A 12,935-nucleotide genomic window follows, 5' to 3' on the forward strand; every position below is an offset into this window, starting at 1 on the left:
AAACTCCTATACAGTGAATTAATAACGTTTTAAAAGAGGAACCAAGAACAACGACCCAATGACAGCGACGGCAGCCAAGAAGGTAATTCCTAAATTAAAACTATGTGTTTGCATCACGATGTAACCGATAAGAACAGGCGCAATTGCACTTGCAAAATTACCTAACCCGTTAAATATTCCACCTGCAGTCGCCCCTACATTTGAGGTCGTCACTCTTGCAAGCAGAGCAAATACAGCTGCTACTCCAAAACCCCACGCCATCGCGCTTAAAGACATGGCAGCAATAATCAATAATGGCTTGGTCATAATGACCATCACATACATGAAGATGCCCGCGAGTAATAAACCGCTAAATACTTGAATTGCTCGGCGGCCTAACTTGTCAGATAAAAATGCACCCACCACTTCGCCAATTAACATGGCAATGAATGGAAAGCTTGAATACATCCCAAACTCTTTGAGATTGAATCCTTTGTCTTGCATAAGATAAGAAGGAACCCAGCTATTTAAGCCCCACAAATACGTCATCAATGCAATGTTAAATAGACACACCAACCAGAATGCGCTGTTGCTGAGCAGCAATTTAGTATTGGCAATGTGGCCTTTGAAATTGGTACGTTTACTCTCGCCCTCAATTTCGACAGTTTTCTTGAGTTGTAAGTTACGCAAACCGAAAACAATGCTGAAAATCGCGATTAGCGTTAATCCAGCCATCACAAAGAAAGTGGTATGCCAGTCATGGTGTGCTAAAACATTTGCAGTGATCGGGAACCCAAGGAATGCACCAATCGGCGTTCCAAGTAAGAACATGGTTGAAGCACGTGCCTGCTGACGGTCAGTGTAAGTCTGCTTAACAATGGTGTAAGCCAAGGCAAATAACGGACCTTCTGCTAAACCGAGCAGTACACGTAAAATCAACATGCCTGAATAACTGGTGGTGAACCCCATGCAAAACATGAGTAAGCCCCACGATGTTACGCTCCAGAACAGCATTTTCTTTGGGTTAAAGATGTCACCCAAAAAGCTTAGAAAGACTGACGAAAAACCATAAGCAAGTAAGAAACTTGTCATGAGCCATCCGAGCTTGGCCTTATCTTCAGCAATTCCCATTGCACTTTGAAAATGAGGATCTGAAAATAAAACCGCAATACTAATCTTGTCAAAAAATGCCAGTACCACACACACCATAAGGACAAAAGCAGGTACCCAATGCTTCAATCCACTTTTTTCTTCATTACTCATGTGTCATTCCTTCGATTTGGTAATGAGAACCAGATTTAATGTTTACGGTTTTAACTTCATGACATTAAATTCAGAATCTGCTAACAGTTTTGGATCTAAAACGGTGTTGGCTTGCATCCAACGTTTTGCCAGTTTGATCAGTTTAGAATCATTAATGGCAATCATATTGAGCAAACGATTTTCATGATCCAGATATAAATAGCTCACCTGATCTTCACCGCCTTGGCGAATCACCAATTCTTTGGTTTTTTCAGGCTGATAAGTCCCTAAAATTTGAATATTGAAGTGATATTGATCAGACCAAAGCCATGGAATATCGCTATATTCAGTTTCAATTCCGAGCATCGATTTTGCTGCGGCAATCGCCTGATTTTGTGCATTTGCCCAAGACTGAATGCAATAACCCAAACCCGGATGAATCGCGACATCACCTGCGGCATAGATGTTTTGATCTGAGGTTTGCCCAAAACAATTCACCACAATGCCATCTTTCACATCGAGACCAGCGTGTACACCTAACTCTTTGGCAATTTCGGCGCCCGCACCTACTACAACACAGTCAAATAACTGACTATTTTGAGGATGATTCACCACTTCAACTTTTTGATTAGGCGCTTCAACCAAATGAAGGCTCTTACTGTCTAAGTGAATTTTTGTGCCTTGGGTCTCATGCATATTTTTTAAAAATGCAGAAACTTCCGGACTCACACTTCTTGCGCATAAACGGTCACCATATTCAAAAATATGAACATCTTTACCTTGCTTACGTGCAGTTGCAGCAATTTCTAAACCAATCCAGCCACCGCCGATCACAGCGACATTTTTTGCATTCTTTAAAATTTCAGCCAAACGTTCACAGTCATGCACATTGCGTAAGGTCACAACATTAGGAATAAACTGCCATGTATTGACCGGTACACGTGCACGGCTTCCGGTTGCAATCAGCAATTTGTCATATGGCAAAATCTGGCCACTTTCTAAATGAACCTGTTTTTGCTCACGGTCGACTTTTGTTGCAATTTCCGGTTTATGCCATTGAACGTTGAACTCTTGAACCTGTTCAGGAGAGAATAGATTCAAACTTTCATAAGTTGCTTCTTTTGAAAGTACTTGCTTAGACAGTGGCGGACGCTCATAAAACACTTGATCTTCATTTGAAACCACGTGAATTTCGCCCACATACCCATTTTGACGTAAGGTACTTACTGCCCAACCCGCTGCCTGTCCGGCACCTACAATTACGATCTTTTCCATAGCCATCTTCCTTGTAAAGCAATCCCTGTTAAACAGGCTTCACTTGACGGCGGGTTGTGTCATCAAGACCACCTTCAATCGCCCATTCGGTGAAAAGCTCTAGACGATGTTCTTCTACACGAGGTTGCCATTCTTCTGTCAAATAATCATCGTTGGTGTAATATTCAAATGCACCACCTAATGGTGAGTTGACGTACCAGAAATAAGCAGAAGAAATTGGATGACGTCCCGGCCCAATGAAAGTTGACCATTCCGAGCGATTCATATTTAAACCGCCCCCAATTACTTCATGGATATCACGAACAACAAACGCAACGTGATTTAAGCCAGCAGGTTTATTTGGAACACTGAGCAAGAATAAATCATGGTGATAACCTTCACCGCGGCAACGTAAGAATGCACCACGATTTTTGTAAGCATCAGATAAATGAAAGCCTACTTTTTCAATATAGAAGTTTTCAGTTGTTGCCAAATCTGGTGTGAAGAACACCACATGTCCAATCGCAACAGGTTGACCTTTTTCATAGACAGGACTTGCTGCATTCACACGTTGAATATTGCCGTATTGGTTAATACCTTCCGTTTTAAGTTCTGGTACTTCTTTTACAAAACTTTGTTCAAAACGAATGGTCATGCCATTTGGGTCAAGACACTGAACTGTACTTTCAGAACGTTTAAAACCTTCTACATCGGCCAAACGTGCTGATAAGTCTTCGAGGTCTTGTGTGCTTTCAACACCCCACGTGACTTCACGTAAAGTTGAACCTTGTTCAATGGCAGCAGGCAAACGGTCATCATCACAATTAAATAAATAAATTTTGCTACCGTTTTGAGTCTGGTAAAGATCAGCGCCTTCAATATCCGAAGTACTTTGGCTTAAACCAAAATCTGCTAAAAACTTGTTTGAAGCGGCTCTATCTTCAACTCCAAACTTTAAAATCTCGATCCCTGTAATCATTTGACTACTCCTTAGTTAAAGACAAAACCGCCATTGACCGGAATATTTTGACCTGTCACAAAAGAGGACAAATCCGACAGTAGATACAATGCTGTTCCATTTAAATCTTGTGGAAGTTGCTGACGTTGAATCGCTCTTCCGTTTACATATAAATCGTGACGTTCCTGTGGCACATACTCAGTTGCTTCAACCAGAGTAAGGCCGGGTGACAAGGTGTTAACACAGATATTGAACTGTCCCAACTCTCTTGCCATTGAACGTGTCATGGCAAGAATTGCGCCTTTACTTGCCACATAAGCCATTAGGTTCGGTGCACCCCAAAGTGCTGTATCGGAAGCAACATTAATAATTTTGCCAGCAGCCGATTGCTTTAAATGGGGAACGCATGCCTTACTAATTAGCCATGTGCCTTTCACATTAATATTCATGACCCGATCCCAAAGCTCAGGATCATAATCAATCATATTTTTTCCACCGACATTGGTTGCCAGTGCCGCACAGTTCACAAGTCCGTCTAGTCCTTGTAATACTTCCACGCTTTTTGCAACCGCATTTTCAATAGAGTCTGCATTGGCAAGGTCAACAGTGACAGCATGAACATTGAACCCCTGTTTCTGTAACGCTTGTGCTTCTTGTTGTACCAAGTCAGTTAAAATATCTGCCATTACAACTTCAGCACCAGCCTCGGCAATGGCTTGAGCAAAATCTCGGCCTAAACCACGCGCAGCACCAGTCACTAAAACTTTTTTGCCTTGCAACAACGCTACATTAGCCATGAGCTTCTTCCTGCATCTCGATACGGTTTGATGCATTTAGTGCAGCAATTTTCTTTAATTGCTTCTCAGCTTCTTTTTTCATTAAACGGCGTAAACGTGCAAGACCAACGTCATGTTGATATAAGAATTCTCGCGCACGGGCATTTGGCGCAAGGTTTTCTAAAATAATGCGATCTTGTTCCAATACATCCCAATGCAACTGTTCTAAATGATTGCGATATAAGAAACGCCATACATTACGTTGCCAGCCACTAACCTTACGGCAGCGCCAGAAAAATACGCGGGTATTGTTGGCATCAATTGGGGTTGCATAACCCACAATCCAGAATTCGCCACCCGGACCAAATTGTTTACGATAAGGAATTGAAAGACGTAACCAGCTTGCACCAGTTGAACCATATTCAACCCAGTCGAAGTTCACACCTGTTTGGCCTTCTTTTTCGAAAACAAAGCCATTATCGGTTGTACGATGCTTCATCTCTGCAGTACGTTCGCCGTCTGCCATAGAGTGTGAAGTACAGTGCAAATAGGTCCCATGCATTGGGTCCATCACGTTATCAATCGCGTATTGATGGTTTACTTTCCAATCTGCTTGGCAAAGGAATGAACTCCACTCTTCGCTTGCAAGTTGCTCTGGAAACTCAAGCGGTTTTGGCTGTTCATTTGCATCAATACCAAACCAAATGAAAATTGCACCATGTTGCTCAATGACCGGATAGCTCTTTAAACATTTAGTACCAGTCATTGGACATTCATGAACGGCTGGTACATCAGCAACTACACCGTCAGCACGAACTTCAACGCCGTGATACCAGCAAGCAACTCGGTCACCCAAGTTCCAACCCAGTGAAAGACGAGCACCGCGGTGTGGACAGCGATCTTCAAGCGCATGAACTTGACCTTCGGCATCACGCCAAACCACAATATTTTCGCCTAAACGGGTAATTCCAACTGGATTAGCTGCGACTTCCCAACTTGCTAAAACCGGGTGCCATTGGTCACGTAAACCAAGTTCTAAATATTCTTCAGCGCTTTGTGAAGTTGATACGATTGCGTTCATTTTATTCTTCCCTGAATCAATAACCTAAACGTTGCATTTCTTCTGTAAAGCTTGCAGAAGTCCATTCATCACCAGATTCACAGCGGAAACCCTGTTGATTAAGTGCAGAAACAACATCATCTAACTCAGTTGCGCCCGCAGAAAATGCCTGAATCAAGTTCTTTACAAAATCTTGTTCGTAAAGAGTTGGCTCTTTATAACGTGTCTGCCAAACCAACAATTCAGATTGACCTGGAACTTGAATATTGTTGATACCTGCTTCGGTTGCTGGCGTTGCATGAATCCAGCTTGCCAACTTTTCATTAAATGTCTTCATTGTTCTGCTTCCTTGTACATGTGAGGACTAGAGTTGAATTTGAATATCCTGTCCTTCAACACGAACTGGGTACGTACATAGGTTTCTACACCCTGGTCCACTTTTTAGCTCACCTGTCTGAATGTCAAAAATTGCTTCATGCAATGGACATTCAACAGTCTGATCTTCGATAAATCCTTCGGTTAATAAGGCATACGCATGAGGGCAAACATTTTCGATAGCAAAGTAATTTTCATCGACAAAAAATACGCCTATTTTTTTCCCTTCAATTTCGATGGCTTTCGGCTCATCTTCGCTAACGTCACCCTGCTGACAAACTGAGATCCAACTCATACCTTGCGTCCTCATTTTGTTTTATATACAAAACATAATTTGATTTTCAAAACACAAGCTAAGCATAATCCTCTTGATCATTTTTTGTCAAAGTAAAAATAAATATAAAATTCATTAATTTAGTAAATTTTAAATATTTTGTTACGTTTCAAACTGGAAACAAAGTTTTAAATATAAAAATTGTTTTATGCATTTTTAACAATTACAATGGTTATAAAATAAAGCAGCATGCCCCAAATTGAACCTTGTTTTATTTATAGGAAAAAGACACGAATGAGCCTAGCGATTGAAGAAGATTCTCAAGAATCAGAAACAACAAAAAATGATGATCGATATTTAGTACCCGGACTTGTGCGGGGTTTAGCTATCTTGCAAGCATTTAACCAACAAGCGCAAGAAATGACAATTACAGAAATCGCTGAAATTTTAGAAGTGAACCGTTCTAGTGCATTTCGTCTGATCTATACACTGGAATCTTGTGGTTATTTAAGAAAAGCATCTCAAAAAACTTATGCTCTCGATTCTAAAGTGATGGAACTTGGTTTTAACAGTTTATCTAAACTTTCATTACTCGATTTATCGACACCTTTAATGAAAGAACTACGTGATCAAACCAAACTTGCGGTGCATCTTTCAATTTTAGAAGGTACTCATATTGTCTTTGTAAATAACATTCAGTCGATGGGAACATTTACGAGTAACATTAGCTTAGGCACCCGCTGGCCTGCTCATGCCACCGTGATTGGTCAAATGTTACTGTCTGATTTACCTGAAACAGAAGTACGTCAGCGTTACCGTAACTTTAGCGATTGGGATAGTTTCTCTGACCTGACGCCAACCAATTTAAAAGCTTTATTGCAAAGGCTGTCGTACGTAAAAACTCAAAAAACCATGGTGAGTTGGGGTCATTATAATCATGATATGGCAGCTTGCGCGGCGCCTATTTTTAAACAGTCAAATGGTAAAATGGTCGCTGTTATTTCTGTAAGTTGCCCAATTACCACTTACGATGAAAGAACATTCAAAGAAGATATTGCAAGTCTTGTTATTGAAACCGCAAATAAAATTTCCAAATTTATTTATTAAAAAAAGCGACGTTAAGTCGCTTTTTTATGAAAGTTTATTTTATAAATTAGAAGTTACTTTCAAATACTTTCCCATTCATATCCTGAAAAACAAGTATCAAATGATGCTCTTTAATATCAAACTTTAAATACTGCTTTTTAAACTGAATAATTGCATAAAACTCTTCAGCACCATCATCTAAGCCAGTGGCAGAAATCTGGCTGCCTTGTGGAAAATCTGTGAGCCACGCGGCATTATAAAAATCAGATACCGAATTAAATTCACAATACTGTTTTGGCTCTGCCATTATTTTTGCAGCAATTTGATCAAACTGTTGTTGTTTATAAATATCTAAGCTTAACAGCATGATCGCTCTCCAAATTAAAGCTGGTTTGAGGCCAAAAGCTGTTTCTTTTTAACCTTTTCCCATTGATACCAACCATAAGCTGCCATCAATACAAATGCTGCATACAAAGCGGCTGTTAAAAATAAATCTTTATAGATAAACATCCCGACATAAATAATATCGACAAATACCCAAAGCATCCAAGTCGCAATATGCTTTCGACTCGTCCAATAGGTTGCGAGCAAACTAAATGCTGCAAGCTGTGAGTCGAGCATCGGCACCGCTGCATCGGTAAAGTTTTTAAGAATTAAACCAAACAGTAAGCCCCCTACCGCGGCAATGACCATTTGGATGATAGCGGTTTGAACCGCAATAGGTTCAATTCGAATGTCATGATCTTGCTGCTTTCCCTTAAGCCAGTAGTAAAAGCCATAAAAATTGACGACCATAAAAAAGAACTGCAAAATTGTTTCGCCATATAGCTTAAATTCGTAAAACAAATAGGCATATAAAACAAAAGCAAAGAAATTAAACAGCCAACACCACATATTACGGATGACAGTTAATCCGACTCCAATCAGGCTAATCAAGACCGCGAAAATTTCTAGAGGTGACATAAAAGAAGCTGCTTATTGAGATCAATTTGACAAGGTATTATGAGAAAAATATGCAGTTAAGCAAACTGCTAATTTAAATAAATCATGGAAATTCACATGGCATGAGGATTTATATTTTTTAAATCACATCAATTTATTTCGATACATAGATAAAAGAAACTCTTATCAATTCATCAACAAATTGTATTTGATCGTTTTTAAATGAATGTTTAAAAGATAATTAAAGACAAATAAAAGAGCGTGAAAATATGTCAAATCAAGAAGGAAAAGTCAGCCGTGAAACTCGCGGACATATTTTTTTAATTGGTTTAGATCGGGCAGCAAAACGTAATGCCTTTGATAGCCACATGATTAAAGACCTATCTCAAGCCCTGACAGAATATGAAAATAATGATGCGCTTCGCTGTGCAGTTATTTTTGCTCATGGGGACCATTTTACTGCTGGTTTAGATTTAGTTGAGTTACAGCCTAAACTTGCTACGGGTGTTTTTGATTTTAAAGATGATGAGATTAACCCATGGGGTACAGTTGGGCAAAAACTGAGTAAACCTTTGATTGTTGCAGTACAAGGCTATTGTTATACCGCTGGTATCGAACTCTTTCTCAATGCAGACATTGCTTTAGCAAGTGAAAATACTCAGTTTGCACAGATGGAAGTTCAACGTGGCATCTTACCTTTTGGCGGAGCTACTGCACGATTTACTCAAGCCGCGGGTTGGGCAAAAGCCATGCGTTATTTACTCACTGGCGACTCTTTTGATGCCCAAGCAGCTTTTGATATGAACCTGATTACAGAAATATGTCCAGAAGGCTCTCAGCTCAACCGTGCAATAGAAATTGCTGAACACATCGCTCAAGCTGCACCACTTGCGGTAAAAGCGACGCTCGCTTCTGCTCGTGAAGCCATGAATGAGGGTTATGAAACGGCATTTAGCCAACTACAGAGTCATCTTCAACCTTTGCTCACCACAGAAGATGCTCAAGAAGGTGTTTTTGCCATGTTGCAAAAAAGACCTCCTGTTTTTAAAGGTAAATGATACCTACTCAAGCACTGTGCTCTACAGTTTAAAAACTAAGGTTAGACCTAAATTAGCTTAGAAAAAAGCCCACTTAACGTGGGCTTCCTTTTATGGGTAATCGTTATTCAACTCTAACGATTTTACCTAATTCATCATGGTGAACGACTGTAATTTTCTGGCTACGTCCCTGCTCAATCTCATGTTCAGGTAAATCAAAATAGCGCGCATAATCATCAGTCTGTTTTGCTTTAAGCGCACTGCCACCGACACGGCGCTCTGGTAGCACATGGCTCCATAACAATAAACAAATTGCACAACCAATTAATGCTGTAATGCCATGTTCAATACCTACACCAAAGGCATTAAATAAACGATGAACCAAATGTGTTTTTTGAAGCTCAGCCAATACCCAGATCAGTACAAACGGACGCCACAACAACAACCAGACCGCCCACATCATGGCTGTGCTTGTTGTAGAAGCATAGCGTTTATGCCATGGTAATTGACGGCGTAAATCAATAATCAACGAATTTGTCTTCATTTCTCTCTTTACCTAACGAAGTGCTGTGGTTTTCCCCAGACATCAATACAGCACGATCTTTAAAATCTCATGACTCTTGCATTTCATCCACGAATGCCCCGATCCGGGCTCACCCAACGCGCACGTTTCTCATCCCCACGTTTTAAAACTTTTGGAAATGCCACGATAGTTGCCGAGATGGTGATTAGCCAAAAGACCAATGGATACCAGATCATCCAGAAATAGTTTTTTCCTAGATGTGGTTCATAACGACTATCCATCCATTTGCTTAAAGCAAACTGAATGAGACAGGTTGCCCCCAATAAAATACCGCTACCATACGGTAAAAATGGAGAGCTCACAACGGCTAAAGCAGGTACAGGTAAAATAAAATGTACCAGCCATAATAAAGCCATCGCGAGCATTAAATAGGACCAGACTAAAGTTAAGCAAAGCTCAAACATTAAAGGCCATAAAAAGTTTAATTTCGGTTTGGTGAACACATCAATATTTTTAATTAATACCTGTGCCCCACCCATAGCCCAACGTAAACGCTGTTTCCACAAACCGTTTAGAGTTTCAGGCATTAAAATCCAGACCAAGGCATTCGGTTCAAAACGTATGTCCCAGCCTGCGCGCTGCAATTTCCAAGTAATATCGATATCTTCAGTCAACATATTGGGTGACCAATAGTCGACTTGGTGAACAGCACTCTTACGAAAAGCAGTAATTACACCCGATACGGTAAACAAGCGACCAAAGGTACGTTGTGCACGTTTAATCATGCCGACAATCGATGAAAACTCACCGACCTGAATACGCCCCAGTAAAGTTGAGCGAGTACGAATACGCGGGTTGCCCGTAACAGCTGCCACCGTTGGATTTTCCAGAAAATGACGAATCATCCACTTTGCTGCGTGTGGATCGAGTAAAGCATCCCCATCAATACCAATTAAAAACTCGGCATCGGTCATTAAGCTTCCAGCTTGCAACCCCATGGCTTTACCTTGGTTTTGAGCCAAATGAACAACACGTAGTTTTTCATGTTGTGCTGCTAAGCGGTCGAGTACTTCGCCGGTATTGTCTGAGCTACCATCATTAATCGCAATGACCTCAAAATGAGGATAGTCCAGTTTTAAAGCATGGCTGATCGTTTCCTCTGCATTATCTCCTTCATTAAAACAAGGAATTAACACAGCGACTTTCGGATAACTCTCTAATGGAGCAGGTTGATCGTAAGGCGGAGCCTGACGTTCTTTCCAATAGAAAATGATCGCGCCAATCATCCATAAATACGACATGAATAATGGATAATAGAAAACGAATTTTAAGGCATGCGACCATATTGCAGCAAAGATTGTCATGTTTTAGCCCCAACTACGGCACAAGACGAGATGATTTTTCAGCAAATGCTTTATTCATCGTGTTCACATCCGGATGATCTTTAATTGGGTCATCTGGGTAATATCCAACATGCATGACACCTTGCTGATAAAGAGAATGAATTGTTGCAGCCATTTCAGCCGATGGTACCTTTTCGTTTTTACGCCAGTCGGTTGCCTGTAATTCAAAAACAGTTTTCTTAATGCCATTTGGATATTGTTTCACACGATCAATCATATCTTTATAGAATTGATCAGAGTTATCGACCTGTTCCATATAAGGCATTGCCATAATAGCCGTAAAGTCATAACGTTTTAACGACTCTTCAAGCGATTGTGAATACCAGTTTTCTGCATATGGTTTTAAAGCAACTTGCGCGTATAAGTTACGTGCGGTAAGCAAGAACGGTTCATATTGTCGCACGTCATCAACGAGTTGCATGGCAAAATCATCTAGATATTTTGTCTTATACGCAGTCCATTTTTGCAAATTTTGATCGTTATCACGAATTTTTGCTAAATCTGTTGGTAAACCTTGTTTCGCATAAGCTTTTAAGGCATCTGGGCTTGCATCTTCATAGTCAGATAAGGTGACATCGTCATGGAATAAAATTCCGTTAAATGAAGATGACTTAGCCAAGTCTTGATAAATCTCACGAATAGTTTGGCGTGCGTCAGATGAGAACGGACTTAAACGGATATACCCCATGTTGAGGTGTTCACCAGCTTTTGCTTGCTCTGTCACAACCAAATCCTTAGAAACAGGATCAGTTTTTGGTAGTTCCCATGCCAATAAAGGCATCCATGCATAAATACGACTTACAGGCGTACGGGTTTGAATTTGCCATGCTACACGGTTAAATAAGTCAGCACGCATTGGAATGTGACGGTTCGGGAAATAAACCATATCGGCAGAACCATTAGCATCTGGGTCTGAAAAAGCTTGCAAATAGACTGTATTTACACCCATCGCATTAATTCGGTCTAACAAGTGACCTAGATTACGCTCTTGCTGTTTCGGGTCTGGGTCATAAATATAGTCCAGATCGACATGCATAATTTTTTGCGGACGGTTGTTATCCGTTAAATTCAATTCACGATTTTTGATTTCTTGAGCCAAATCATCAGTCGTCATATCGCCTTCTACCAAAATACGGCTCATATTTTGTAGAGATTGTTTTGCGTGATCGGCCCCATCATCCAATGTAATAGTGACTGGCATACCCAATTTTTTCGCAATTTGGACAGTTTGCATATTATAGCGACCATATGGCCACACCATAATACGTGGCGAACGTAAGCCATGTGCTTTAAGTAGCTCGTTATTTTTCTTTAAATCATTATAGATACGTGATTGATATTGTTGATCGTTCTCGTAGGTTTGAGTTTTAACATCATAAAAACGAGTTGTTGCAGCAGGTTCAGAATTCCCTTGCGGGTTGCCTGTAATACCGCGGTGTAAATGATAGCTATGGCTTGCAATTTCTACAAAACCACTATCTTGCATCTCTTTGAGCTCACCCCAGCTTAAGATTTTGTCACGTGGGATTTCTTCCCCTGAAAAATCAACTTTCTGCCCTGCTTTTGGTTCTAACCATGAACCTACAACAGCTAGAACAACCGGAATTTTTTTAGCTTTAATGACTGGATAAGCATTTTGATAGAAAGATTGATAACCATCATCTACAGTTAACAAAACCGGTTTTGTAGGCAGTTGAGCCTTACCCTGATGAGCACGGATCAACTGATCAACCGTAATAAAATGGAATCCGTTTTTTTGTAGCCATTCAACGTGCTGTGTAAATTGTTGAGTGGTCACTGCATATTGAGGAATTAAGGCATTTTTAGTATCGGTAATTTCATGATAACCAATCACCGTAAGTGTTGAAGCGTCCAGTTTAGGTGGTTTAGCTAATGCCATGCCTGACAAACCTGCCAAGGCCAAGCCAAGTGATATGTTCAACAAAGGAGATGCAAAGCGGATAGTCATGAAATAGCGTCTCAATATCAATATAGATTATTTATGTGAAATTTGATGTTAAGGCAC

General features: G+C 40.4%; 14 protein-coding genes. 2 read left to right on the forward strand and 12 right to left on the reverse strand.

The features are described from left to right. Positions 1-18 precede the first annotated feature (18 nt). From SOI81_RS12885 to ndoA, 7 genes are read right to left on the reverse strand one after another with little or no spacing between them, the layout of a single operon-like run. A complete protein-coding gene (locus tag SOI81_RS12885; RefSeq protein WP_016141932.1) occupies positions 19-1,242 on the reverse strand; it encodes an MFS transporter in 1,224 nt (407 codons plus the stop codon). Positions 1,243-1,284: 42 nt separating this feature from the next. Then, positions 1,285-2,496: an NAD(P)/FAD-dependent oxidoreductase gene (gene thcD / locus SOI81_RS12890; protein WP_262445186.1), complete on the reverse strand. Its 1,212-nt coding sequence runs from the start codon at positions 2,494-2,496 to the stop codon at positions 1,285-1,287. A 28-nt stretch (positions 2,497-2,524) separates the two neighbouring features. Next, positions 2,525-3,454: a VOC family protein gene (mcpII, locus tag SOI81_RS12895; protein WP_320540879.1), complete on the reverse strand. Its 930-nt coding sequence runs from the start codon at positions 3,452-3,454 to the stop codon at positions 2,525-2,527. An 11-nt stretch (positions 3,455-3,465) separates the two neighbouring features. Next, on the reverse strand, positions 3,466-4,230 hold the full coding sequence (locus SOI81_RS12900) for an SDR family oxidoreductase (RefSeq protein ID WP_320540880.1): 765 nt from the start codon (positions 4,228-4,230) through the stop codon (positions 3,466-3,468). Beyond that, positions 4,223-5,290 carry an aromatic ring-hydroxylating oxygenase subunit alpha gene (locus SOI81_RS12905; RefSeq protein ID WP_174752793.1) on the reverse strand — a complete coding sequence of 356 codons (1,068 nt, stop codon included), beginning with the start codon at positions 5,288-5,290 and terminating at the stop codon, positions 4,223-4,225. Before SOI81_RS12905 ends, SOI81_RS12900 begins: the two co-directional genes overlap by 8 nt. Before the next feature lie 16 nt (positions 5,291-5,306). Continuing rightward, a complete protein-coding gene (locus SOI81_RS12910) occupies positions 5,307-5,606 on the reverse strand; it encodes a recombinase-like helix-turn-helix domain-containing protein (protein WP_016141937.1) in 300 nt (99 codons plus the stop codon). A gap of 27 nt (positions 5,607-5,633) precedes the next feature. Beyond that, positions 5,634-5,939, reverse strand: coding sequence for a non-heme iron oxygenase ferredoxin subunit (gene ndoA / locus SOI81_RS12915; protein ID WP_002117586.1), 306 nt, complete (start codon positions 5,937-5,939; stop codon positions 5,634-5,636). Between the two features lie 273 nt (positions 5,940-6,212). On the opposite strand from ndoA, the gene SOI81_RS12920 reads away from it, so the two are divergent. Beyond that, complete coding sequence (locus SOI81_RS12920; RefSeq protein ID WP_004794038.1) at positions 6,213-7,025, forward strand: IclR family transcriptional regulator; 813 nt, start codon at positions 6,213-6,215, stop codon at positions 7,023-7,025. Between the two features lie 46 nt (positions 7,026-7,071). On the opposite strand, the gene SOI81_RS12925 is transcribed toward SOI81_RS12920, so the two are convergent. Together SOI81_RS12925 and pnuC are read right to left on the reverse strand one after the other, a co-directional pair. After that, the gene (locus tag SOI81_RS12925) at positions 7,072-7,371 is read right to left on the reverse strand and encodes a hypothetical protein (protein WP_320540881.1); all 300 of its coding nucleotides are present in this window, start codon (positions 7,369-7,371) and stop codon (positions 7,072-7,074) included. A 14-nt stretch (positions 7,372-7,385) separates the two neighbouring features. Further along, a complete protein-coding gene (gene pnuC / locus SOI81_RS12930; protein ID WP_320540882.1) occupies positions 7,386-7,967 on the reverse strand; it encodes a nicotinamide riboside transporter PnuC in 582 nt (193 codons plus the stop codon). 248 nt (positions 7,968-8,215) lie between these two features. Between pnuC and SOI81_RS12935 the strand changes: the two genes are divergently transcribed. Beyond that, positions 8,216-9,004, forward strand: a complete 789-nt coding sequence (locus SOI81_RS12935; protein WP_320540883.1) for a crotonase/enoyl-CoA hydratase family protein — start codon at positions 8,216-8,218, stop codon at positions 9,002-9,004. A gap of 103 nt (positions 9,005-9,107) precedes the next feature. Here SOI81_RS12935 and pgaD read toward each other — a convergent pair whose 3' ends face one another. The 3 genes from pgaD to pgaB all read right to left on the reverse strand — a co-directional run bounded on the left by pgaD (position 9,108) and on the right by pgaB (position 12,878). After that, positions 9,108-9,527, reverse strand: a complete 420-nt coding sequence (gene pgaD, locus SOI81_RS12940) for a poly-beta-1,6-N-acetyl-D-glucosamine biosynthesis protein PgaD (RefSeq protein WP_224993095.1) — start codon at positions 9,525-9,527, stop codon at positions 9,108-9,110. A gap of 83 nt (positions 9,528-9,610) precedes the next feature. Then, on the reverse strand, positions 9,611-10,870 hold the full coding sequence (pgaC, locus tag SOI81_RS12945) for a poly-beta-1,6-N-acetyl-D-glucosamine synthase (RefSeq protein ID WP_016141944.1): 1,260 nt from the start codon (positions 10,868-10,870) through the stop codon (positions 9,611-9,613). Between the two features lie 13 nt (positions 10,871-10,883). Next, complete coding sequence (gene pgaB, locus SOI81_RS12950) at positions 10,884-12,878, reverse strand: poly-beta-1,6-N-acetyl-D-glucosamine N-deacetylase PgaB (protein WP_320540884.1); 1,995 nt, start codon at positions 12,876-12,878, stop codon at positions 10,884-10,886. Positions 12,879-12,935: the final 57 nt, after the last annotated feature.

This window comes from Acinetobacter pittii (assembly GCF_034067285.1).
GTDB lineage: Bacteria > Pseudomonadota > Gammaproteobacteria > Pseudomonadales > Moraxellaceae > Acinetobacter > Acinetobacter pittii_E.